General features: G+C 35.5%; 21 protein-coding genes and 13 tRNA genes. 6 read left to right on the top strand and 28 right to left on the bottom strand.

Translation table 11 applies throughout. The features are described from left to right. The first annotated feature begins 201 nt into the window (after window positions 1-201). Window positions 202-627, top strand: coding sequence for a transposase (locus tag BOQ64_RS21725; RefSeq protein ID WP_129058720.1), 426 nt, complete (start codon window positions 202-204; stop codon window positions 625-627). Window positions 628-638: 11 nt separating this feature from the next. Next, entirely contained in the window at window positions 639-989 is a 351-nt protein-coding gene (locus BOQ64_RS21720; RefSeq protein WP_129058719.1) for a helix-turn-helix domain-containing protein, read from the top strand. A gap of 826 nt (window positions 990-1,815) precedes the next feature. Here the strand turns inward: BOQ64_RS21720 and BOQ64_RS21715 are convergent. The 3 genes from BOQ64_RS21715 to BOQ64_RS21705 all read right to left on the bottom strand — a co-directional run bounded on the left by BOQ64_RS21715 (window position 1,816) and on the right by BOQ64_RS21705 (window position 4,734). Beyond that, window positions 1,816-2,040 (bottom strand): phosphate ABC transporter substrate-binding protein, encoded by a 225-nt coding sequence (locus BOQ64_RS21715; RefSeq protein WP_129058718.1) that lies wholly within the window; start codon window positions 2,038-2,040, stop codon window positions 1,816-1,818. Between the two features lie 336 nt (window positions 2,041-2,376). Continuing rightward, window positions 2,377-3,039 carry a hypothetical protein gene (locus tag BOQ64_RS21710; RefSeq protein WP_129058717.1) on the bottom strand — a complete coding sequence of 221 codons (663 nt, stop codon included), beginning with the start codon at window positions 3,037-3,039 and terminating at the stop codon, window positions 2,377-2,379. 177 nt (window positions 3,040-3,216) lie between these two features. Further along, complete coding sequence (locus BOQ64_RS21705; protein ID WP_129058716.1) at window positions 3,217-4,734, bottom strand: TROVE domain-containing protein; 1,518 nt, start codon at window positions 4,732-4,734, stop codon at window positions 3,217-3,219. A gap of 479 nt (window positions 4,735-5,213) precedes the next feature. Here BOQ64_RS21705 and BOQ64_RS21700 point away from each other — a divergent pair, with 479 nt between their 5' ends. Next, entirely contained in the window at window positions 5,214-5,666 is a 453-nt protein-coding gene (locus BOQ64_RS21700) for a VOC family protein (RefSeq protein WP_129058715.1), read from the top strand. A 111-nt stretch (window positions 5,667-5,777) separates the two neighbouring features. Here BOQ64_RS21700 and BOQ64_RS21695 read toward each other — a convergent pair whose 3' ends face one another. The 4 genes from BOQ64_RS21695 to BOQ64_RS21685 are packed head-to-tail and all read right to left on the bottom strand — an operon-like array spanning window position 5,778 to window position 12,338. After that, window positions 5,778-7,124, bottom strand: a complete 1,347-nt coding sequence (locus tag BOQ64_RS21695; RefSeq protein ID WP_129058714.1) for an SWIM zinc finger family protein — start codon at window positions 7,122-7,124, stop codon at window positions 5,778-5,780. A 3-nt stretch (window positions 7,125-7,127) separates the two neighbouring features. Then, window positions 7,128-9,824 carry a DUF6493 family protein gene (locus BOQ64_RS21690; protein WP_129059855.1) on the bottom strand — a complete coding sequence of 899 codons (2,697 nt, stop codon included), beginning with the start codon at window positions 9,822-9,824 and terminating at the stop codon, window positions 7,128-7,130. Then, a complete protein-coding gene (locus tag BOQ64_RS24985; protein WP_410494479.1) occupies window positions 9,805-9,948 on the bottom strand; it encodes a DUF6493 family protein in 144 nt (47 codons plus the stop codon). Before BOQ64_RS24985 ends, BOQ64_RS21690 begins: the two co-directional genes overlap by 20 nt. After that, complete coding sequence (locus BOQ64_RS21685; protein ID WP_129058711.1) at window positions 9,924-12,338, bottom strand: DUF6493 family protein; 2,415 nt, start codon at window positions 12,336-12,338, stop codon at window positions 9,924-9,926. Before BOQ64_RS21685 ends, BOQ64_RS24985 begins: the two co-directional genes overlap by 25 nt. 477 nt (window positions 12,339-12,815) lie before the next feature. Between BOQ64_RS21685 and BOQ64_RS21680 the strand changes: the two genes are divergently transcribed. The 3 genes from BOQ64_RS21680 to BOQ64_RS21670 are packed head-to-tail and all read left to right on the top strand — an operon-like array spanning window position 12,816 to window position 14,465. Next, the gene (locus BOQ64_RS21680) at window positions 12,816-13,214 is read left to right on the top strand and encodes a MarR family winged helix-turn-helix transcriptional regulator (RefSeq protein ID WP_228448518.1); all 399 of its coding nucleotides are present in this window, start codon (window positions 12,816-12,818) and stop codon (window positions 13,212-13,214) included. Window positions 13,215-13,221: 7 nt separating this feature from the next. Next, window positions 13,222-13,569 (top strand): GIY-YIG nuclease family protein, encoded by a 348-nt coding sequence (locus BOQ64_RS21675; protein ID WP_129058709.1) that lies wholly within the window; start codon window positions 13,222-13,224, stop codon window positions 13,567-13,569. After that, on the top strand, window positions 13,566-14,465 hold the full coding sequence (locus BOQ64_RS21670) for an alpha/beta fold hydrolase (protein WP_129058708.1): 900 nt from the start codon (window positions 13,566-13,568) through the stop codon (window positions 14,463-14,465). Before BOQ64_RS21675 ends, BOQ64_RS21670 begins: the two co-directional genes overlap by 4 nt. A 10-nt stretch (window positions 14,466-14,475) precedes the next feature. Here BOQ64_RS21670 and BOQ64_RS21665 read toward each other — a convergent pair whose 3' ends face one another. From BOQ64_RS21665 to BOQ64_RS21585, 21 genes are all read right to left on the bottom strand, one after another. Next, the gene (locus BOQ64_RS21665) at window positions 14,476-16,440 is read right to left on the bottom strand and encodes an AAA family ATPase (RefSeq protein ID WP_228448517.1); all 1,965 of its coding nucleotides are present in this window, start codon (window positions 16,438-16,440) and stop codon (window positions 14,476-14,478) included. A 105-nt stretch (window positions 16,441-16,545) separates the two neighbouring features. Continuing rightward, a complete protein-coding gene (locus BOQ64_RS21660) occupies window positions 16,546-17,097 on the bottom strand; it encodes a 3'-5' exonuclease (protein WP_129058707.1) in 552 nt (183 codons plus the stop codon). 68 nt (window positions 17,098-17,165) lie between these two features. Beyond that, window positions 17,166-17,711 carry a 3'-5' exonuclease gene (locus tag BOQ64_RS21655; RefSeq protein WP_129058706.1) on the bottom strand — a complete coding sequence of 182 codons (546 nt, stop codon included), beginning with the start codon at window positions 17,709-17,711 and terminating at the stop codon, window positions 17,166-17,168. A 36-nt stretch (window positions 17,712-17,747) separates the two neighbouring features. Next, window positions 17,748-18,311 carry a metallophosphoesterase family protein gene (locus BOQ64_RS21650; RefSeq protein WP_129058705.1) on the bottom strand — a complete coding sequence of 188 codons (564 nt, stop codon included), beginning with the start codon at window positions 18,309-18,311 and terminating at the stop codon, window positions 17,748-17,750. 124 nt (window positions 18,312-18,435) lie between these two features. Beyond that, a complete protein-coding gene (locus BOQ64_RS21645; protein WP_129058704.1) occupies window positions 18,436-19,377 on the bottom strand; it encodes a peptidase in 942 nt (313 codons plus the stop codon). Between the two features lie 234 nt (window positions 19,378-19,611). Then, window positions 19,612-20,625 (bottom strand): RNA ligase, Rnl2 family, encoded by a 1,014-nt coding sequence (locus BOQ64_RS21640; RefSeq protein WP_129058703.1) that lies wholly within the window; start codon window positions 20,623-20,625, stop codon window positions 19,612-19,614. Beyond that, complete coding sequence (locus BOQ64_RS21635) at window positions 20,622-20,999, bottom strand: cyclic-phosphate processing receiver domain-containing protein (protein WP_129058702.1); 378 nt, start codon at window positions 20,997-20,999, stop codon at window positions 20,622-20,624. The genes BOQ64_RS21640 and BOQ64_RS21635 overlap by 4 nt, the downstream gene beginning before the upstream one ends. A gap of 78 nt (window positions 21,000-21,077) precedes the next feature. Continuing rightward, window positions 21,078-21,563, bottom strand: coding sequence for a ribonuclease H-like YkuK family protein (locus BOQ64_RS21630; RefSeq protein ID WP_129058701.1), 486 nt, complete (start codon window positions 21,561-21,563; stop codon window positions 21,078-21,080). Between the two features lie 92 nt (window positions 21,564-21,655). Beyond that, window positions 21,656-21,726: transfer RNA gene (locus BOQ64_RS21625), tRNA-Trp, on the bottom strand. An 8-nt stretch (window positions 21,727-21,734) separates the two neighbouring features. Further along, a tRNA-Gln gene (locus BOQ64_RS21620) sits at window positions 21,735-21,806 on the bottom strand. Window positions 21,807-21,902: 96 nt separating this feature from the next. Next, window positions 21,903-21,975 (bottom strand) — tRNA-Phe (locus BOQ64_RS21615). A gap of 246 nt (window positions 21,976-22,221) precedes the next feature. Beyond that, window positions 22,222-22,293, bottom strand: a tRNA-Glu gene (locus BOQ64_RS21610). A 255-nt stretch (window positions 22,294-22,548) separates the two neighbouring features. Beyond that, window positions 22,549-22,632, bottom strand: a tRNA-Tyr gene (locus tag BOQ64_RS23295). A gap of 252 nt (window positions 22,633-22,884) precedes the next feature. Next, a tRNA-Cys gene (locus BOQ64_RS23290) sits at window positions 22,885-22,966 on the bottom strand. Window positions 22,967-23,215: 249 nt separating this feature from the next. Then, a tRNA-Asn gene (locus tag BOQ64_RS21605) sits at window positions 23,216-23,287 on the bottom strand. Window positions 23,288-23,292: 5 nt separating this feature from the next. Beyond that, window positions 23,293-23,365 (bottom strand) — tRNA-Leu (locus tag BOQ64_RS21600). Window positions 23,366-23,467: 102 nt separating this feature from the next. After that, window positions 23,468-23,539 (bottom strand) — tRNA-Pro (locus BOQ64_RS23285). Between the two features lie 68 nt (window positions 23,540-23,607). Continuing rightward, a tRNA-Asp gene (locus BOQ64_RS23280) sits at window positions 23,608-23,678 on the bottom strand. Window positions 23,679-23,767: 89 nt separating this feature from the next. Next, window positions 23,768-23,841: transfer RNA gene (locus BOQ64_RS21595), tRNA-Arg, on the bottom strand. 7 nt (window positions 23,842-23,848) lie between these two features. Then, window positions 23,849-23,922, bottom strand: a tRNA-Lys gene (locus BOQ64_RS21590). 57 nt (window positions 23,923-23,979) lie between these two features. After that, window positions 23,980-24,053 (bottom strand) — tRNA-Ile (locus tag BOQ64_RS21585). Between the last annotated feature and the right edge of the window lie 28 nt (window positions 24,054-24,081).

Below are 24,081 nucleotides of genomic sequence, written 5' to 3'. Positions count from 1 at the left end.
ACCCTTTTAAGATTAAGCTGTCCTAAACCATTTCCTAAGACTTTTACAGTCTCACTTCAGGTAATTGATATTTTAAATAGTATCCTGATTCTTCAATCTCAAAATTCTGTAAATTACGTTCCGTAATACATAATAATATATATCGCTTATTTTACGTTTTCTAATGCATAAGTTTTAATAAATAGATAATATTAAAGAAAAATGTTATACAAAGAGATCCATATTGGAAAGTTTATTAAGGAGAGGGTTGATGAAAATGAAATAACAGTGGAGAGGATATGTAAATTCCTGGACCGAGATGAAGATGCCATAGAAGGAATGTACAACAGCAGATCAATAGATGCGGATCTTCTCCTGAGATGGAGCAAATTACTGGAGTATGATTTTTTCAGGCTTTACAGTTCTCACCTGATTTTATATGCTCCTCCTGCAGCTGCCAATAAAAGTCAGCAGAAATCTGATAAGATCCCTTACTTCAGAAAAAACATTTATACTCAGGAAATTAAAGAATTTATTATGAAAAGAATTCTTTCAGGAGATATGACTCAAAGTGAAGTGATTAAGGAATACTCTATTCCTAAAAGTACACTTCACAGATGGCTTCAGAAAAGTGATATTAATGGATAAACTGATAGAAAATGCGTCCCAACTATAAAAAAATATATCAGGACATGCTTAAGATGGAGTATCCGGAAAAGTTAAATGATCCCAAAATAAAGGAACTTCTCGGAAAACTGGATACCAGTGAAGATGTACTGAAATTTAATGACAGGCTTTTCAAACCTTCAAGAGAAGGGCAAAGAAATAATCAGAAGCTGAAGACTTATGATAAAAAAACGATGCTCAAACTTCTTGAATACCAAAAGAAACATGGGCATTCTACCAGCTATATGTCTAAAAAATATAAGATCAGCAGAACTACTCTTTCCAAATGGAAACTGATGTTTGAAGAAGAGCTGAATCAGACTATGAAAAAAGCCGATAAATAGTATATCGGCTTTTTGTAAGGTAATGATAAGAAAAAACCGGGGCATTCGTATGCCGGAGTTGAACCGGATAGCCTTGCAGAAGTGATCGACTTCGCTATTCCTCCCCATTAGGTACGATGAAGTTTTTTCTAACGACACTTACAATTTCATAGAAATGAAGCTGAAGGTGAGAAGAAAGGAAAAATTAGAAAATTACGATACAAAGATTATTTCCTACTTCTCACTTTCAGCTTATCTTTTATAATAACAAGGCAACAGGCAAATAGTGATGTCGTGCTCTAACCTGCTGAGCTACTCTTCCTGTGTTTGTAGTGGAAGAGACGGGATTCGAACCCGTGTCCCCGTCGTGATGAATGAAGTAGCACTATTTTACGGCACTTGTTTGTTTTTAGAAAAAAGAGGCAAATTTTGAAAAGACATTTATTTACAGACCACTTTCATGATCTTTCTGGAGTTGAACCAAATAAACCGAAGTAAGCCTTTTCTACGGCACTCTTTTATACAAATCAGGGTAATATTTTTAGAATCGTTCATGCATTTGCTCTACCTGCTGAGCTACTTCTCCTTTTCGAGGGAAAAGACAGGATTCGAACCTGTGACCCAATGTTTATTCAATCTCGAAGTATGATTCTGAGACGACACCTGATTTTTAGTTATTAATTTTTCATTTGTATTAGTTTTAAAACAATCTTTGAAAAATAGCAAGGCAATCAGTTAAACAGACTCATATTAACAGCGTACTCCTTTACACGATCTGCTTCCACAGAACAGGACTTGCACCTGTACCTCTGTTACCCCACGAAGTAATTCTGTTTTATGGCACTTACTATTCGTTTTTCCATTGTGATCTCCTGTATTTCTTCCAATTACGCTGAAATTTGGTCTCCTTTGCATTCACCACTTCTATTCCGTGTGGAAAACAATACGAACAGCCCAAATCATTTCCATATAGGAGTCTGGAAATCTGTACTCCGGAAATTTTCTTCGGAAAATCAATTAATTCATATTCATTGGTTCCGAAGGTTTGTTTTAATTTTTTAATTTTTTTCATGAGTATTGAGTATTAAACTCAATACACTGCTTCTTTAAGATCTGTTTTATAGTTCTTCATAATTATTAGTTGATGTTACAAATTTATATGGTTACTGCGCATTCTTTTTACGCAGTTCATTTTTTATAAAAACCAAGCAATATATTGTAAGAGTAATTAGTTTCAATTGGAAGTTGACGATGAAACTCTTACGGACGGCATTGGTTATTTTTACCGGGTAATTTGGCGAAAAGCTCTGTCAGTTTGGAATCGAAGTAGGCCTTTCTTACGACATCGGTATTATTTATACTGCAAAATTATATGCCAAGTACGCATTCTTTTTACGCAGTTATTTTTTTATTTAATCCCGGACATAAATTCTGAAATTTTTTCGGCGTTGTCAATATTCATCTTTTTCAAAATATTTAAAACTCTATTTTTAAAATGGATTTGATGCTGTATCACTTTGTCTAATTCATCTTTAAATTCAGACTCTTCCACTCCAAATTTTGTTTTCACATCTTTCACCTCATTAATATTGGCTTCTGTATACTCTGAGAAACTAATCATTCCGTTTTCTCTTTTATAGAAAACCCAGGGATGCCCTATCCATATTTCTCCCCAACCGGAAGCTCTGTTTTCAGTAACTTTCTCCCAGTTTTCTATATTCTCAAGATCACCACAACAACTCGGCTGAATAAGTACCTCATCATCTTTTTTTAATACAATTCCGCCATCAAAAGAGAGGACAAATCCTCTTTCATCTGGGTCATCAAATTCTACTTCACTGAGTTTTGCAGCTACAATGATCTCTAAACTTTCATCATCAATGTTTTCAATATTGACAAGACTGGAACCTTTCCGGATTTCATTAAAATTGAGAGTTAAGCGGGAAGCTGTTTCTGTAAACTTTAAAAAATATTCTTCGGGATCAGGATAATTAGCAATTTCTGGCAGCTCAAAGTCTTCTTTGGAATATTTTAAAGGATTAATCTCAATTGTGTTAATAAGCTCTATCATATTATATCTCTTCATGTACTAGCCCCGATTGCAGCGACATCCTTTTTCTGAATAGGCATCAGCCAGACGAAAAAGATATAGCGGAAAGCGGGAATAAGCTCCTAAATATACTAATGATTTATAAGATCCCACTGCTAATCCCAATGAACTTTACATTTCAATAGAAAGCAGTGCCTTTTACAGCACTACTTTTTCAATGATTTCTATGGCTGATTTCTGATCTTCCAACGCATTCAATACATCGAAAATCTTATCTGACCAACCTGCAATAAGGTAAACATCATTTCTTTTGACATCAATGGGCTGTCTGCCATATCCTGCCAAGTCAAAAATATAGAGTTTAGCGTTGGGAGCTATCATTTTATACTTGTTCCATGTTTTTTCAAAAGAGTTTCCTGTTCCGTTGCTGTCATACATTTGGGTATCTGTGAACAGCATTACTTTATCTACAATTTCTTTTCTTTTGATAAGATCTTCAACCACCAGATATCCGTTGGTAGAATAGCCTACTTCACCTTCTCTTTTGTATAATGCATCTACATTTTGCAGAATTCCATGTTTAGGCATAGGTGTTCTCAACCATCGGTCACCGAACATTCCGGTAATTACATTCTGACATTGTGACTGCAGAATCATAGACATCAGCAAACCGATATCATACAACAGGATTTTACTCTTAGGAGAAACGGATTTCTGCATAGAACCTGAAACATCCGCCGCAATCACTACCGAAGTATTGAATCCGAAGCCTTTGATGTTTTGGGCACTTGCCAAGACTGCTTCTTCCAAAGCATTCCAAACAGAAGATAGATAAGGTGACTCCACCTTTTTCAATTCTCTGTACGCTGCCAGGAAACGGAATGGTAGCTGTTTTGAGTTTCTTACCGCTCTCTCATCTGACAGGTAGCTGCACACTTTACTCATTGCCTCTGGAGAAACTCCTGCTTCAAGAATATTTCTCAGGTTTCGCAAAGTAGCCATATATCCTAATTTATTACTGAAGATCAGTTCTTCCCATTTGTTTTTGAAAGCCAGTTTCTTTTCTGTTTCATTTGCAAATTTCGTCTGTCCCAATACCGAAAGTTCTACTTCCCATGTGTAAGGAGTATCCAGAATATCATAGACAATTTTGTTGAAAATCGTCTGTTGGTTTTCATCCTTGGCTTTTGGGTGAACAAGAAACAGAGCATCTTTAAAGGTTACTTCACCTTTTCTGTTGTATTTCGCGAATTGGTATTCATCAAATTTATTGAAGGATTTCACCAGACCTTTCTGGATCTGTTTGGATAACCTGTTCAGTTTTTTTGTTTCTGTTCTGTCATTAGCAAGCTGGTAATATGCTAACAGTTCTGTAATTTCATCGGCTCTTTGGATGACTCCATCTACTGTTCTGCTCACCAGATCAGTACCGGAAGCTTCTTTCGCTAATTCTGCAGCCAAAACCAATGGAATGGAACGCAAATGCATTTCTTTTCTTGCATATACAGCAAGTTTTGCCACAAATTCGGGATCATTTTTCTGAATCAGAGACTGTATTCTCTCTAATCTGTCATTCCCTTTTTCATAAGTAATGTCTGACAGTCCTGTTGTAACCACAGCACTGTATAATTCTTCTGCAGGTGTCATCACATATGCTTTTGCACCTTCGTGGTTGGTGACCACTATTTTCTCTTTTCTTAGAAAGTTAAATTTCATGAGTTACTGTTTTTATTGTTAAACACTAGGAAGAGTTGCTGCTTCCTCTCTGATTTCTGATGCAAAGTAAGAACAGTATTACGCAATCTTTTTGCGTAGATTGTTTTTTTGAAAAATTTATTTAAAATGATTGAAAAAGAGAGTAAAGCTCTCGCAGATTGGGTTGATAACAGAGATTTTTAAGCTTTGGCTAAAGCCCATTTCTATTGATATGGATAAAGACCATGTGAATATTTTATGCCCACAGATGGCACAGATTTTCACAGATCATACGGCATATTTTATTAATAGCTATATTATTAATTATCTATAGAGGTTTAACAACAAGATCTTTTATCTTTTATCTTTTATCTTTTATCTTTTATCTTTTATCTTTTATCTTTTATCTTTTATCTATCATTCATTTTTACGAAAGAAATCGGTATTCTCAGGCTTTTACGCGGGTGTTTTCTAGCTTTGTCTGTATTAAAATTAAAGCTATGATTAAAGGATTATATGAAACTCATGTTCAGGTAAGTGATTTGGAAAAGGCCATTCGGTTTTATACAGAAGTATTGGGATTGAGATTGGCGCATAGGGATGAAACAAGACCTATAGCTTTTATGTGGATTGGGGAAGGAAAAGAGTTTATGCTTGGCTTATGGGAGCAGAAAGAAAACCTTCAGACCAGGCATTTTGCATTTACCAGTACGAAAGAGGATATCCTGAATTATTCAGTGAAATTTTTAGAGAATAAGAATTTACAGCCTTATAATTTTCTGAAAAACGGAAGCGTAGAGCCTATGGTATTTGCATGGATGCCTGCACTGGCTATTTATTTTAATGATCCTGATGGTAATCAGTTAGAATTTATTTCTATTCTTGAAGGTGATGAGAAACCCGAATTGGGTGTTATGTCCTATGAGGAATGGATGGAACAAACACAAAATTGATTATCTATATAGCGACGAATGCACGAATGAATTTATTCGTGTATTCGTGGCGAAAACTTTAGCTTTTGTAATTTAAATAAATACTGTACAAATGTTTTACAGTCTTATCTGCTAGTAGTTCCCTACAAGTTTCTTTACAGCCAGAACATGCTTGCAAGGACCTCTTTCACCCTGATATTTACTGAACCATTCGCAGGTACAGCGTTCTTTACCTTCTTCAAGAATTACAGTGTGATGTACTCCGGTGCCTTCTACTCTGGCTTCTGTTCTTTCTTTAGTGTTGTTTACAACTTCCACTTTTCCGTCTTCAATCAGCTTTTCAGCATTTTTCATGCGGGGGTTCAATCCTAAAATACGATTTAATTTAAAGGGTAATCTTCGGTAGAAAAATTCATTTTCATCAAGATCATACCCCAGTAAGCCCATCGCAGCGAGTCTTCCTGTCAGGTTTTCTGTTTTGCTTAAACTAAGATTTTCTTCCAGTGCCAAAACTGTTGCATTAAATGATTGGTTGGCATAAGCATATTTATCTAAGGCATCAATCCATTCATCCGGAACTTCAGCTGCCAGACTGTTCAGTACCGCTCCTTCTCCTGAAAATCCACGCCAGCTTTCTCTTGATAAGGAGAAACAGAATCTTATATTTCCCATATAAAGCTGCCAGGTTGTAGACTGCATATTAGGATGGGGGAAAACCTGCATAGAATCAATATAAGGGAGCAGTGGTTCCAGCAAACGAAGCCTGTGGAGCCCGCCAATACAAACTGCATCAGCAGATTTTACAGGAGAAAACATAGGTTTATTTCCTCTTACAATAAGATAATAATCTGATTTCACTACTCCTTTCGGCATTCCTCTGAACAGTTGTTGAGTTTGAATCTTATTAAAAGTATGCTGTTTTTCTGATTCAGAGAGATAGATCTGAACGGTTCCCAGACCTTTGATCCACTTTACAGGCAATGGAACCTTTCTTTCCACTATCTTTTTTTCATCCCTGTATAATCCAACTTCTTTTTCTCCTACAGAAAGCATCACTTTTTCGTTGGGACGGATACTTCCCAAAGCTGTTATCATAGGTTGATTAAAGTCTACATTGGTTGTCCCGTTTTCCAAAAACTCTCCGTCTAATCCGTCTGGAAGAACATCTACCCGTGCATACACTCCGGCACAGTGAGAAAACCCTTCAAAACGCAGCCTTTCATTTCCGGCTGTTACAATAGGATCTTTCAAAAGTGCCATCTGAAATGGTGACAAACTGAAACTGGATTTTACAATATTGGAAAGGGTAATGAGACAACGGGCCAATATAAAGGGCTGAGCTACATTTCCCCAGAAAAAGCAAGGAACATCAGTCTTTTTCTGTATTTCGCTGTATTGAGCAAGAAACAGTTCTTCAAGGGCATCTTTCTTTACGAAGGATGACGATCTTGAATAGTTATAAGTAAGCATATCTTCCATAATTTACTTTTTTAGAAGATGATTGCAGATTTTCTTCAGGCTTGAGTTCTCTTTCCAGTCGTTAAGTTTTTCAATTACTTTTTTATTGGCTTCCGACTGGTTTAAGGCCAATACTTCATGATACACTTCCAGTAGTTTCTTCAGATTGGTAACTGGTTTATCCATCTGAAGCAGAATATTGGAAATTAATTCTTCGAGTGCAATATTATGATTTTTACTTACATTCAGCATCTGGTGCTGGATTAGATCTGTAAATCTTTTTACAGGTGCCCATTCCAATTTTTCATGGGTTCCAATTACTTTTCCTAACCGGGCATTATCTATCATCTTATGAGAAACATGTTCCAGCCAGATTTCAGCGGCTGTTCCACGAATTGTTTTGTCACCATCCAGGAAAATTGTTCCCAGGAACAGATATCCTATTTCATCTAAAGTTTTTTTAACCTGATAGAGAGCCTGAGCTGTGTTCAGCACCAGATTTCTTTCGTACACTTCTGCAATACCTGAATAAAAAAGGCAACTTTTAATCACTTTTGCCAAAGCACTCCCCAGGTTATTTGGAAAACACCACATCATACCAATGGTTTCTGAAAGCTCTCTTGGCTCAGCAATAAAATATTCCAGAAGCAATGAGTCTTTTCTTTTTTCAAAATGATATTTTGGAATCACAATATTCAGCTCAGCCGGATAATATGAGTTCTTCTTACTGTCTATGGTTTTCCACTGATAAATTCCTGAAAAGAATTCTGACGGAATTGTATCATATCCAAAATCACTGAATTCTTTGAATGTAGTTTCCGGTGACCGTGTAATTCCGGCTGTCATCCACCATGCAGGATGTTCAAATTTCCCTTTCGGCTCAACATTCTTTCCAAAGAAAAAAAGCAACAGGTCTTTATATTCTCCTTTTAACTTCTGTTCAGCCAGCTCTAATGCTTCGTTAGTATTATCCAGAGCACATCGTTGAAGTGCCAGCTGCATATCCAGATGATGAGGTTCTATATTTTTGTTCTGATATATTTCCAGCCTTTCTACTAATGTTACAGGAGATATCCAGCAAGGGGCGTGGGTAATCGCAAACAGCAAAGGCACACTGTCTCCTGCTTTTATTTTTTCATCAGTAAATATGGCCAGCTCTTTAAAAGCTTTCATAACAGGACTTCCTGCTCCCACTTTCTCTATAGGGCCCAGTTTCTTATGATAATTTGAATAGGTTTCCCTGGTAGCTTCTTCATTGCTGGTTTTCTCATATATTTTGGTCAGATTTTTAAGCTGAATCGGATATTTTTCCAATAAATTTAATCCGTAGTTAATGATAAGGTTACTCAGCAGAACGTTGAGGTATGGCACTTCCCATTTAGCAATTGTTTTACAGGCTTTCAGGAATACCGGTTCTATCAGTTTTACAGATTCTTCATTAACGTCATTGGCAAAACGGGCAAATCCGGATAAAGCAGTATCACAGTGATGACTGTACGGATCTTCTATTGCCAGAGGAAGGAAGAACATTAAGTCTTCAAAACTTTCAAGAACCTTCACTTTATTTTCATCAGTAGTCAGCAATATTTTTTCTGTCACTATAGCTTCCAGTTCCTGAGGTTTTTCTTCTATATAAGTTTCTAAAAGAGCACGTACATTCGTTAATATATTATCTGAATAATGAGAAAGAGATTCTTTTACCGTTTCAGATGGCGGAATATATTTCAGGATAATTTTGGCTGCTTTTGACTGTATTCCATCATCCTTGCTTACAAATGCTGAAGTTAAAGCCAGTCCTAATATCTCCGGGTTAATTTTTTTATGCTGAAAGATTTTTTCTGTAAGGGTAAGACTCCCCATCACTACAGTTTTTACTTCCAGGCTCAGGAGATTGGGAAGGTAGTGAGCAAATTCTTCATTTTTAAAGGCCGTACTTCCCACTATTTTCTTCAGATGTATAAGGATGGTATTAACAGCCTTTGACTGTACTGATGTCAGCCCGGCCAATAATTCCCCCTGAAGATCTATAAGCTCATTTTCCGTCGGTTTTAAAGCGGTAAAAGCGTCCATAAACCAACCTGTCACATTCTTATTAAAATTTCTGTTGGAAGCCAGAAGGCATTCTTTCAAGAATCTTTTTCTTTCAATTTTTTGTTCTGTGACAAGCTTTTGTACTAACGGAAACCATTCTTTCCGGAAGGGTAATGATTTGGATGGATATTCACACAGATACCAAAAATGGGTACTGAGTGTTTCAGGATTCTGATCCAGATCAGAAGGATAATTACACAGATGATGTCCCAGTAATTCAGGTTTTGGCTGGATATAGCCTTTTTCTGTCCATCCCAGAATATGCTTGTAATTAAAAGCTGTAAACTCCGCATCAATAGAATCATTGATAAAATCTGAGAACCAATCCGGGCATCCCCATTCTAGAATCTGCTCTGTCTGTTCTATATTGCGGAAAAGGCTCCAGTAATTTTTACCAAAACTCTTCTGATCCATACAGACAAATGATGCAATGTCTATAATGGAATGCTGATTTACAGAGCCTGCTGTATGGTAAGAATTTTTGGTCATGATGATCTTATTGATCTCACGATCCATTTTTTTTATCGTAGGTACTAATGTCTGCTTTTCTTCTGCACTCAGTTGTTTCAGAAAAGGGACGATCTCATGTATTTTTTCCTCATTAAGGATCTCATAAAGTCTTTCTTTCATGTGTTTTAATTTGATGTATAATTTTTTTCAGGTTATTTTCGTTTTCCCATTCTTTAAACACTTCAGCTACTTTCTCATCTACTTGGGTTCTGTTTTGGTTCAGGAGTTCATAATAGAGCTCCAACAGCTTTTAATATTAAAAACCGGCTTTTCAACTGCCGAGAGAATGGATATCAACAGTTTTTCAAATGCTTTGTTATAATTGATACTCAGATTGATAAATCCGGACAACCCATCTGTAAATCTTTTTACGGGAGCCCATTCAAAATTGATCTTTTTACCAATGATAATTCCTAGTTCCTGAATATTAAAATCTTCAGAAACTACTTTGTTAATAAGGGCTTCAAAAGCCATACCAGAGAATGTTTTATCTTTATGAAACAACCCGGCAGACAGCACTAAATAATGCACAGACTGAAACGGTAAATTCAATTTCATCCAGGAATCCAGAAATTCTATGTTTCCTTTTATGTCATACTGATAGGTTGAGCAGGATAAATCACCATTGTACTTTCTTGCAGCTAAAGATCCTGAAAAATAAGGTGCAGTATATAAAGCACGTATCAGATCTCCCTGATGAATAGTATGATAAGAATTGAAGAGATGATTCAGAAATGAAGCATTTTCAGGAAGTTCTTTTTTATTATCAATGGATATTAATGATTCCGGAATTTCTTCTGTATTATTCCATTTATAGATTTTCTTGTACCCTAATTTCCAGTCGAAGCTGCCATCAAGAAATTCTTTTTCAAAATATTTTTTAAAATAATCCTGTTCAAAAACAGGTTTTAAAAGATTGAAATAGTCTTCATTAAGCTGTTCTTTTGCATATTGTTCACCTTTTCTAAGGTTTATTTTTTCAATACGGAGTATGGCAACCTCCAGATCAAAAGGAATAGGCTTCCTACCCTGCTGCTGATAGATTTTTAATTTATCCACAAGGGTATTAATATTAATCCAACAAGGGGTATACTCCGGAACAGAAAGTAAAGGAAGCTGTTTTTTCTCTTTTAAAGCCTCAAATATTCCTAATAGTAACTGATGATAAGCTTTGAAGATAAAGGGTGTTCTTTTTTCACTCCAGTTTTCGAGTGCCGGAAATCCTAAATGGGCATCCGATAATACTTTTGATTTATTCTTTTGCTTCAACAGTCCATAATTAATAACAAAAGTGGCCATCAAATGTTGAAATCCTACGGTATCTTTCCTTTTGAATGCTGCATTAAAGACAGGTTCAAGCTGATTAAAATGTTCATCTTCAAACTCGTCATTAAATCTAAGAAGAGCATCTAAAAATAAATCTAAGTGATAAGTTTCATTATTATTGAAAATCTGAGAAGCCAGAAAGATAAAATCTTCTACAGTTTCTACAGGAGTAATACGTTCCGGCATATGCCATGGAGCTGCTTCAAAATCCTGTTCTTCCTGATTATCTATGATTTTCTTTTCTACAAGATATTTTTCCAGTAAAGTTTGAGCATCAGAAAGAAGCGAGGCTTTATAAAATGTAAGTTCACTTCTTATCTTTTCTGATTGCAGGTCTCCATATTTAACAATTATTTTTGCTCCTTTGGTCTGAAGTGTTTTATCTTTATTCAGAAACACCGGCATCAGAAATTGACATACTGCTTCATGGTATGTCTTATTGTCTTTTGCTATTTTTTCCAGTGCCTGAAGCAATGCATTAATGATATTTTTTGTTGGAAGAGTCATTAAAGATGCCGTAGCCTGTAAAAACTCTTCTGTTTTAAAACCTTTTTCTGTAACAACCGGAATAATAATCTTCAATACACCAGGAAACAGTGAATATTGTGTGGAATGAAAAACCATAAACAGTTCATCCTGCAATTTCAGAATCTCCTGATCTGTAGGTTCCAGATAAGCAAAAAACTCCAGGAACCACGCATTATGTTCTTTTGAAAAATTAAAGTTAATTGCTGTAAGAGTTGCTTTAAGTACTTTGGAACGGTCTATTTTCTTTTCCTGAACCAGGTTTTTCAATACATCTTTCCAGTTTCTGTCGCGGTAAACAGATGTTATGCTGCATTCATGTTCAAACAGAAGCCAGATATGAGACTGTAATGTAACCGGATACGTAAACATTGTTTCTTCTGTTCTTGATGATTCAGAAAGCAATTCTGCCCAAATTTCATCCTGTAAGGTAAAGTAACCTTTCTGCTCCCATTCCAGGACTTTCAGATAATCGAATCCTTCAAGAAATAGGTAGCTTTCTCCAATCCAATCAGGAACATCGGTTTCAAAAAGTTCATCAACGAGTTCTACCGGAATGGAATAAAATCCCGGTCTCATCTTCTCATATTCATCCTTCGTTTTACTGCATGCTAAAGCAGCTAACACAGATATTGTATTATGCCCCCATTCTTTATTGATATTTTTCTTTAAAATGGCAGCAACTTCTTTTTTATCTTTAGCTGTAAGCTTCTTCAAGAAAGGAATGATTTCCTTGATTTTATAGTTTAAATATATCGTTTTAAACTCTTCGTCAATAAGCATAATTTCACTCTTGGCGGCTAAAATAAAAAAAAATGACCGACAGGCAGTAAATTATCCCTGAAAAGTGAGTTTTTTAACAAAACTTTAAGTTAATAAAAGCACTTCTAAAACTTATTTTGATTGAATATTCAACTTATTTACTGAACAATATCCAGAATAAAATATCGCAAAGATTATTCTATGGTTGATATTTTTTCACCACATATCGTGATAATAATGATAAATTGAAAATAAAATAGCGGAAATTGTCTGACTACAACTAAAATCATAACAGACTCAAAATCAACAACAAGAAACCATTCATCTTTTGCTTTCTTATTTCCATTTTTAAATTTATGACTGAAAATCAAAATATTTCATAATAAACTATTTTTTATGATCCTGCTTTGTAATTCATTTAAATTTATATATTTGCACTATAAAATTACTTGACAACTCAAATACTTTTCAATGATAAGTTCTGAATTATTATTTTTAATGAATATTAACAAACTTCAATCAGTTATTGCCAGAAAGTTTGACTCTTTAAGTACCCATGGATTAGGGTTTAATGACTTTGTTATTCTTTATATCCTTAGTGAATCCTCTGAAAGCAAAATGCGCAGAATAGATCTGGCTGAAAAAATTGGGGTTACCGCATCTGGTATCACCCGTTTATTGAATCCACTGGAAAAAATAGGACTGGTTGGCAGAGAAACGAATGAAAGAGATGCCAGAGTGAGCTATGTAGTAATAACTCCTAATGGAAAAAAAATATTTGAAGAAGCCAAAATAACCGCAGAACACACTACAAAAGATATTCTTCCTAACAAAAAGAACAAATCTTTACAAACTGCTGCCGGACTTTTATCTGAACTTGGCGGAAATATTAAATAAAATCAATATGAAAAATGCTATAAAAAAGCAGCTTCGTGAAATGGCAAAAAACCATGTCGCAACAATGGGTGTACTGTCTGTAAAGAATAATACAACCGGAAAACAATATATCAAAGGAGCTTTAAATCTTGAAGCACTGGTAAACAAAATGAATTTTTTATTAAAAGGGCAATCATTTGATAATGCGCAGCTCCAAAAGGAGTGGGATGAATACGGAAGTGAAAACTTCAGTTTTGAATTCGTCAGTATTATTTCTAGCCAGGAGAATCAGTACATTAATTACCGTAAAGAAATCCTGAAGGCAGAGCAAGATGTCTTATCAGGAATTAACAGTGATCTTCTTTATATATCATGAGCTTTATTACTAAAATAAACGGGGTTGATTTATGCTATGAAGTGTTAGGAGCAGAACATCAACAGACAATTGTATTGATTTCAGGGTTGGGAAGCCAAATGATTCGCTGGGACCATACTTTTTGTCAATTATTAGTAGAACAAGGATTCCGGGTAATCCGGTTTGATAACAGGGATTCCGGAATGTCTGTTTATCAGAATGGAGAGAAACCTGCTTTTAACGGAAATCATCGGGAGTTTTTTTCTACCCTCAAAGCTGAGGACATTCCCTATTCTTTGATGGATATGGCAAAGGATGTAATTGGCTTACTTAATTATTTACAGATTGATAAAGCTCATTTTGCAGGCAGATCCATGGGCGGAATTATTGCTCAGTTATTAGGTTCCCATTTTCCGGAAAGAGTACTATCATTAACGATTATCATGTCAACTTCTTTGAATCCTTCATTACCACCTTCGGATCCGGAAGTGATGGCTATGATGATGAAACCTTCTGTAGATCCAACTATAGATAAAGAAGTTTATATCAGAGAAAAACTGGTTTTTGCCAAAAAGATTTCTGGAGATTTATATGAACTAGATAAAGGTTCAGAAATCAAAATGATTGAAGAAGAACTTATTCGCTCAAAGACTAAAAACGGAATCATCAGACAGCTCCTTGCAATGGCATCCTTTCAATATAACCTGGATAATTTGAAAAAAATTAAAGCTCCTGCCTTGGTTATCCATGGAACTCAGGATCCTATTTTTCATTCTGATTGTGGAAAAGATATTGCAGGTACCATTCCCAATGCAAAATTGATAGAGATTGAAGGAATGGGACATTCTATTCCTCAAGAGTTATATTCATTGCTATGCAATCAAATTACAGCATTGATCTCAGAAATTGAAGAATAAAATTCAGGTATCATTGTTTAAAAGTTCTCTCTACTTCAGTTAAGCCCATTTTTGCAAGGTGCCTGTAAACTGTTGCAAGGGTAAGATTTCTTTTTTCTGAAATTTCAAAAGGCGGCATTCCCTGATCAAATAGTTCGAAAGTGATGATGTGAGTGGGTTTCTTAACAACTGTTATGGAAGTGTCTATTTCAGTTTCTTTATCGAATAAAAGAATATCCAACAGATGACAGAACTTCAGCTTTTCAATGTATTCTTCAAGATCCTGCAGAAATTTTTTAGTCTCTTCATTAAAGGTTTTCAAACCCTTGGTTCCTATAGTTTCTGCATAGAGGTTCTTTAAAGGCAATAATATTTTTTCTGCTACATTCTTATAGAAAAAGTTGACAGCTCCTTTACATTTTTCTTCCAGCTCATTCCATTGAATTTCACCGTTGATAAAATCAGCTAATTTTAAGCGGATAACTTTTTTAAATTTTTCTGATACTTTAAAAAAGTGTTCGCTTTCTCTTTCAAAATCATCAGCTAATGTTTTCTGATCCCCCATTCCTGCAGCAATAGTAATCTCTTTCCAATTCATTACAGCTTCTCGTAACCAGCCCGCATCTACCGTCATCTGAACTTTATGTACTGTATAATCATATTTTTCATGCTCAACGATCTGTAATAAACTGCCATTAGCATGGGTAGCGTCTTGAAAGTTTTCAATTCTATGATCTTTGAATATGGCATTCTTTGAGATTTCGGATTTCAGAACGATTCCGTTTAGAGTACGGCAGCGGCTTAATGCAACATAAACCTGTCCACTGGCAAAAGATCTTCCTGCATCAATAATCACACGATCAAATGTCAGTCCCTGGCTTTTATGAATGGTAACCGCCCAAGCCAACCGAACGGGAAACTGTTCAAAACTTCCCAGCACCTCTGTTTTAATGTTCTTGTTTTCATCCAGTGTATATCTTTTCTGTTCCCAGACTTCCGTAGTTACGGTAATTTCTTTTTTACTTTCATCTAAAATTACTTTTATGGTCTCTTCATCCAGGTAAGAAATTTCGGCAAGCTTCCCATTATAAAAGTTTTTCTCGGGTGAGGAATCATTTCTGATGAACATAATCTGAGCACCAACTTTCAGTTCCAGTGTTTCATCAATTGGATATTGGGTTTCCTTAAATTCTCCAATTACTGAAGCTTTGTAAAACAGGGATTCTGTCTCCAGTTCTGACAGTTTTTTCTGATTAATATGATCTGCCATACGGTTATGAGAACACAAATGAATATATGTTTCAGTTTCCGGCTCAAAATCTGGTTTGTACCTGGAATTTAATTTTTCAAAATCCAGTTCATGGAAATCTGCATGTCTGACAGCATCAAGAATTTCCAGGAATTCTTCATCCTGATGACGGTAGACTGTGGTTAATTCTACGGTTATTAACCGTACATTCTGCAACGCTTTGGCTGAAAAGAAAAACGGAGTTTCATAGAATTTTGATAAAATCCGCTCGGAATCGTCTCTTACTACAGGGGGCAACTGATATAAATCTCCAATGAGCAACAGCTGTACTCCACCAAATGGTAATTGGTTTCTCCTTACCCGTCGCAAAGAGTGATCCATCATATCTAATAAATCAGCTCTCAACATGGATACTTCATCAATAACAATAAGTTCTATTTCCCGAAAAAGATCCAGTTTTTCTTTCCTGTATTTAAAGTGAGGAAACAGCTCATTGATATTCATGGCAAGATTAGGATCAACAGGTTCTGTAGTAGGAACAAATGTTCTTGACGGAATAGCAAACAAGGAATGTATGGTTACTCCACCAGCATTAATGGCTGCAATCCCGGTGGGAGCAACAATGATATGTTTTTTGCGTGTTTTCTTAACAAAATTATTCAGGAAAGTAGTTTTTCCTGTTCCTGCTTTTCCGGTTAAGAATACGCTTCTGTTGGTATGTTCCAGTAATTCTACAAGTTCCTCCAAGGGATACAATTTTTATCAAAGGTAAATGATAAAAATAAAGTAATCCATAAAAAAGAGACTGAACACGCAGGAACAGTCTCTTAATATCAATTATATATTTATATTTTAATTATTCTGAAGGCACCAATGCAGAATCTTTGCAATATTTCTGGCATCATCTACTCCTCTGTGATGGGTACCATCAAGTTTAAAACCAAGTTCATTCAGCGCTCTCTGCATTCCTACACTTTTTCTTATGGTAGGATGGATCTGGCCAAATAACGTTTTAACATTGATATGATCATCACTTAGCGGATAATCCACATAAAATCTTCGGGCCTGATTCTGAAGCATATTCAGATCATAGTTTCCATAGCTTGCCCAGGTTAATTCTTCTGAATCATATTCTGCTCTCAGAATATCAAAGGCATCATCCAGCATAATTCCCTCAGTATCCAGCATGTTTTGAGTAAGGGTTGTAAGCTCCGTACAAAAGGGACTTACCTTTGAATATTGAGGTTTTATTAAAATCCCTTCATTTTGAGAGATCTTACCGGTTTTTGTATTCATAATACAAACTCCGATTTCAATGATCTCACTTTCCTGACCTCTTGGCGGACGGTTTTCCCAACACGTGGCTTCAAGATCTATAATGAGTATATTTTCTGTTGTTTTCATTGTTTTTTATTTAAAATTAAAGGATGAAAGTGATTTATTTTCTGAATGTTATACTTCCATCCAATTGATTATTCCAAAATCTTACTGAGAATTTTGGCCGTGTTATAAGCATCGTCTGCTCCGCTGTGATGATTGCCTTCAAAATCCATTTGCAGATAATCAAGAGCTCTTTTTAGCCCTATAGATTTATGCAGTCTGAAATGTCTTTTGAATTCATACATCACATTCAGATATTGTCCTGAAAAAGGATTCTCGATTCCGAGCCAGTCACTCTGTTCTATGATCTGCTCTCTGTCGAAGTTTCCGTATCCGGCCCACATAAGAGATTCCGGATTGTATTCATCCCTGATCTTCTCACAGGCTTCTTCAAAATAGATCCCTTTTTCTTCTATCAGTTGCGGTGTAATTCCCGTTAGCTTTGTACAAAATCTATTGATTTCAGATCTTTCGGGAATAATATAAATGCTTTGTTTTTGGGAAATGGTATTGGAGATCAGATCCAGTTTACAAATTCCCATTTCGATAATATCAACTTTCTGTCCGATCGGAATCCTCTCGTTTTCCCAACAGGTAGCTTCCAAATCGACAATTATGATTTGATTCGTTGTTTTCATGGTTATTATAAAAATTTGAATGAGAGTACGTAAAAATTACTCCCGAGGTCCGAATGGAGGTGTCCATTTTTTCTTTTTCATGATTTCCTTAACCTCATCGTAGGAAATCGGATAAAAATTATGACAATCAACCCCAACATCAATGCTTAACATCATTTCATCATCCGGCAATGTTCCGTGTGAGTGCCCGTACAACTGCCAGACTCCTCGATGTGAACCGTTCCAGGTGCGCATAGCGTAGTGGAAAAGAATGATTTTCTGTTTTCCATTGCTATTATCCGGCTCATCAATTTTAAGTTCGTGATAATCTCTGATGGAAGCAAATCGTTTAGGATACGTTAAAGCTGAACCTTCGTGATTTCCTTTTATCAAATGGATATTTCCATTCAACTGATCTAAGATTTCCTTTGTAAAATCCGGCTTTCCAAGACTGAAATCTCCTAAATGGTAGACTGTATCTCCTGGATTGATTCTCTCATTCCATCTTTTGATGAGTTCCTGATTCATCTGCTCCGGAGACTCAAAGGGCCTTTCGGAGAATTTTATAATATTTTCGTGACCAAAATGATGGTCTGCTGTAAAAAATATATTGGGTTTCATTTTTTTAATTGTTTGTTTGTTGAACCACCCCGTCAAAAATCCTTTGAATTTTTGCCACCCCTCCAGTAGAGAGGAATATCACGTCTTCAACTAAGATGATTGTGAAGGGTGGAATCCTAATTTTTTAATTTTGAAATGCTTTATAGAAAGCGGTTTCAATTTCCTGTTGATCGTTTTCAGTATATCTTCTTGAAAAATGGATCGGGATGGCATCTTTCACCTTACATTCATTCATAATTTTTCCTGATGCAGAAGCAAAACTGTGATGGTTGATCTTTGCAAATTCCTGATCTGAATCCTTGTAAAAGGTCTCAATGTAAACCTTATCTGCATTGTTGAAAACAGCTTTTATCTTTTCATAATTGTCTTCATCTACAGCATGATCCATAATAACTCCCAGTTTATATCCTTCATTTCTGGTTAATAAATGAAAGAGATCTGATGCTTTGTACAAAGTTCCTTCTATTTCAATTTCCTTGTCTGTATCATTGTTTTCAAAGGCTTTTTTCAGTTCGCTGATCCATTTTCCTTTTTTGAAATCAGAAGCATTTTCATGAAAAGTAACAGAATCTTTTTCTTTAAACAGATAGGCTATGGAATCTGTTTTGTGATCCAGAATTGCAAAGTCAACATGTACATTTTCATCTTCAAAAAGGGAATTCTGAGTCTTTACAAACTCAATATTCCAATAAGGCGGACGAAGCGTATAGACGTTGATTTCTTCCTTAGAAATAATTTCATGAATTTCATATTCAATAGCATTTTCATCTATTAAATTCCATGTATAGGATTTTAATCTTGCTCCAATTTGTTCATGAATATTTTTTGGTCCACAGATCACTACTTTTTCTCCGCTTCCGATCTGATGTCTGAAAATACCGTCAAAATTGGAAAAGTGATCTATATGGGTATGGCTGATGAAGATTGCTGATAACGTCTGCGCTTCTTTTACCGTAAGCAAACTTGCTTCTCCACAATCACATAAATAAAGTTTTCCTGAATTGGGAACTTTTATTAATATACTGATGTCTTCTTTTAAAAGACTTTTTATTTCTGCCTGTAACATTGTTTTTTCTTTTTTAAACCACCCCGTCAAAAATTCTTTGAATTTTTGCCACCCCTCCAGCGGAGGGGAATTTTTACATCTTCAACTGAGATTTTCCCCAACGTTGAATTGCTGAGATTCTTCATTATATTTTCAGACTTTCAGCCTATGTCAGGATGAAAAATTTGAAATATTCTTTTTGAGGGTTGTGGTTGCGTTTATACATAAAAAAGTTTCGGTAAAGATTTACCGAAACTAAACTTTAAGAGTCATCAACTCTTCTTTAACACAATCTATGACTGCAGAGTTCAACTTTTTGTTGATCCTTTTCTGCTCGTCTTTTTCTATTGTAGTGAAAACTGAAGGAAAATCTTTTTCAAAATCTTCTAAAACATCCTGGGCAAAAAGGCCTATCACTTTCCCCACCATTTTGGGTTCAAATTCGCCAATTTTGCTCACCACATTATTCAATCTATTTGCTGTTACATACATTTGGATTTCTTCCCAGATATTTTGAGCTGTTTCACTAAAATGAACTGTTTTCTGAACTGTTTTATTCTGTTTTTTTACCATTTTAGACTTTTCAATCCATTTTTCATTCTTATTTTTAAGAATAACTCTGGCTCCGTTACCAAAATATTTGGTTTTTAAAGTCTTAATAATAGTTCCTTCACACATATTATTCATTTCCGGTAGTCCTAACCATGTTGGGATTTTAGAATTGAAAACATTGGGAAACCTCAAAGCTTCTTCTAAAGTTCCCTGGAATAGAGTTTTAGCATAGAAAAATCCTGTCTCCTCAAAAATTGAGTTGATGATATCTGTATCCAAATAAGTAACCCCATTCAACTTAATGTCGAATGCATAAAAATCATTGAAAGGTGCATATTCAATTCCTGCCTGCACTTTTATTGCATTTTTTACGGGTTCTACATCTTTGTGTTTGTAACCGCCACCGAACAATTCACCGTAGATGACTACTGTTTCAACATTCGGGTATATCGTTTTCACTTTTTGAAACAAGTTAATTACATTTTTTCTGTATTGTTCCAAAATCTGATGTGCATTGTAAAATTTTTCATCTTTCTCAATGAAAGCGGTTCTTTTGGCGATCTTAATTTCCTTTCCATCGGTAAAAAAAGAGAAATTAGCTCCATGAACTTTTTCCTGCACGATGAAAACCTCATCCCCAAAGCCCTGCAATCTGATCTGATCGATCATGCGGGTTTGGTAAGCATTTTCTATAGAGTTATATGTTTTGAAAATCATTTTTTTAGTTTTTTAAAGTTTTTTAAAAGTATTTCTATATTCTCCTTTCCTACAGGATTCATAGAGTGGCTATAGAATTTTGGTAAGTCTAAATAGTTATCTATACAATATTCTATCAGCCATTTTGCACAATCATAACCTGTTTTTTCAACAAATTCTTTCGTATCTGGTTTCAGATAGTGCTCATCTGCAAGGTCATGGTCAAAAGAAATCATTTCCGGAAGTCCTTTTTCCAGGATTCTGTTGACAAACTGATCGTAATTCCGAACAATATGCCAGTCTCTTCTGAGAAAAATATCCTGTTTGGTATAATGATAAGCCTCAATAGGGTATCTTATATCATCCAGAAACAATAGTCTTTTGGTCATTTCCATGGTTATTAGTTTAATTTTTTTTGGATGGAAGTTAAAAACAGGAAGTTCATATTATAATCATAAAAACTTCCAGCTTCATTACACCATCATATCAGCACAATTGGAACTTGCGAAGGCAAAAGGCTTTGCTTTAAACACATAACCCATTCCCAGAATGTATCCCATTGCATCTTTTAATGCTACATTGGATTTAAAATCCGGGTCGGTATTAATGTCTGCGTGTACCTCCATTTCTACTCCATAAGTATCCAATACAGAACAGATTGCGTAAGCAATTTCAACAGATTTGTTGACCTCGTTCAGCATTCGTTCTTTAATACTGATTGTCTGTATTTCTCTTTCTTTTCTGATAAAGGTAAACGCTCCTTTTCCCTCACGAATCAATACTACTGCCGTAGCATAATTAATAGCTTCTCCATATACGTGAGAGTCTGATCCCACACATACTTTCAGACGGTGTCCGTCTGCCTGTTCGCGAATGATGGCTTCTTCTACCAACTGTGTGATAGAGTGTTGGAAAATTTTTCCGTTCATATTCTGCCATGTTTGTTGTTGCGTTTCCATTTTTTCTACATACTTTAATTTATAATTGATAAATGATTATTGATAATTAATTGGCGAACAGTCAATTTTAAAAATTCACTATTCACTTATTGCACTCCGAACCGGACTCGAACCAGTACTATCAGTTTTGGAGACTGAGATGCTGCCATTACAATATCAGAGTAAATGTTGTTAATTCATCAGGACTCGAACCTGAACTCCAAGAATCAAAATCTTGTGTGCTGCCAATTACACTATGAATCAGATTTAAATAAATGAGTAATAAGTAATTGGTAATGAGTAATGATGGAGGTTACTTTTCTATCATTCATTACTTATTGCTCATTATTCATGTTTTTGTGGAACAGACAGGAATTGAACCTGTACCTTTAGTTTTTCAGACTAACGTGCACACCGAGTACACCACTCTTCCCTATTTTATGAGTAACGAGTAATTGATGATGAGTAATGATAACAATCACTCTCCTATTACTAATTACTTATTATTCATTACTAAAAAAGTAAAAAGCTGTCTGTATTTTTATTGGCTAAAGATCTTCTGCTCTTGACAGCTTTTTTTCTTTTCTTCATTTGTGTGAATGGTAACTGGTCAACTTTTTACAATTTGAATTTTCATGGTTTTATATCAATTCTGTATTGACCAGTTATTCACATCCAGTACTCTATAAGGGAATCGAACCCTTGTTTTCTGCTCGAAAGGCAGGCGTCCTTACCGTTAGACGAATAGAGCGGTTTTTATGAGTAATAATCACAATTACTCTCTTATTATTCATTACTTATTGCCCATTATTCATTATAAAAAAGAATAAGCCTGTCTTTAAATTTGCTTAACTATAAAGAACTTCTGCGCTTGACAAGCCTTTCTTTCGAAAATTATATTGAGCATTTTATATTTTCTTCTCTTTGACCAACTGACTAGGAATCGAACCTAAACAACAAGAGTACATTTCCTGCATGCTGCCATTACATTATCAGCGGTTTTTAGTGGAAGTAGTAGGATTCGAACCTACTCAGCAATGAAGCAACAGATTTACAGTCTGCCCCGACTCTCCAACTTCGGCGTACTTCCGGATTTTTTTATGAGTAATTGGTGATGAGTAATGATAAAAACTACCTATTTATCATTCATTACTTATTGCTCATTACTTATTATTAAAAAAGAAAAGCCTGTCTGTATTCTGTGTTTTGGCTTAAAGATCTTCTGCTCTTGACAGACGTTTTCTTTTCTTAATAAAGGATATTCTTTAGCTATCATTGATGAATGATAATAGATAGATGATTTACAATCTTCTTTAATATTCTCATTTCCAGCTTTACATTGAGATGGTTATGGGATTCAAACCCACTCAGCTTACGCAACGGTTTTGCAGACCGCCCCGACTCTTCCACTTCGGCGAACCATCAGATTTTAATATGAGTAATTTTCTCATGCTTATTATTAAAAAACAAAGTCTGTCTCTATTTTTGTTTGAACTTCTGCGCTGGACAGACTTTATTTTTACCTAAAATTGTATTAATCATATTTGCATTACCTTCAAATTGTTTTGTTGAGAAAGAAAAAAGTTTGTCAGTATTTTTCGTGTTTGGTGTAAAGATCTTCTGCTCTCGACAAACTTTTACTTTTCTCCTGAAACAATTAACATAGTTATCAGCGATTCCGGAAAGACTCGAACTTTCAACTTCTGGCTTAACAGGCCAGCGCTCTACCATTGAGCTACAAAATCTTCTGTACGGGAAGAGGGATTCGAACCCTCAGCGCCTTGATCCTAAATCAAGTGTGTCTACCGTTCCACCATTCCCGCGGCAGTTTTTATGAATAATGAGTAATTGGTGATGAGTAATAATGAAACCTACGTTTCAATCTATTATTATTTATTACTCATTGCTCATTACTTATCCTTCTGTCTGGAAAGCAAGATTCGAACTTGCGACCTCCCGCGTCCAAGACGGGTAAACAACCACCGTTATCTTTCCAGTTTTGCAGATTCACTTCAACATTCTTTTCCGGGAGACAGCCGGATCAGAAACTTTTGGTGAATCTTTGCGGTCTATGCGAGAATCGAACTCGCAGTGCCCAAGAGACAGTCGGGTAGGTTACCATTACCTCAATAGACCTTTTGCGGAGAACAAAGGAATTATACCTTCGTTGCTGTCTTTATCAGCAGTAAGCCACTTCAAACCAATATTTGCCTACTCTCCTTTTGTGACTCCAACAGGACTCGAACCTGTAACCCTGGGTTTAGAAAACCCATGCTCTATCCAGTTGAGCTATGGAGCCTTTTTAGTAATCCCAGAAAGATTTGAACTTTCAACCCCCGGTTTAAAAGACCGGTGCTTTAACCATTTGAGCTATGAGATTGTTTTATTTTTTACGTGCTTTGCTCATCAATTTTCGTTTCGCAATTCACTTTCTCTGTAATCTCAGAAGGACTCGAACCTTCAACCTTCGACGTATCAGGTCGATGCTCTAACCATTTGAGCCATGAGATTGTTTTATTTTTTACGTGCTTTGCTCATC

Source organism: Chryseobacterium sp. CH25, assembly GCF_004119455.1.
Taxonomy (GTDB): domain Bacteria; phylum Bacteroidota; class Bacteroidia; order Flavobacteriales; family Weeksellaceae; genus Chryseobacterium.
The sequence above is the reverse complement of the archived record's forward strand: the minus strand, read 5'-3'. Positions and strand labels throughout refer to the sequence as shown.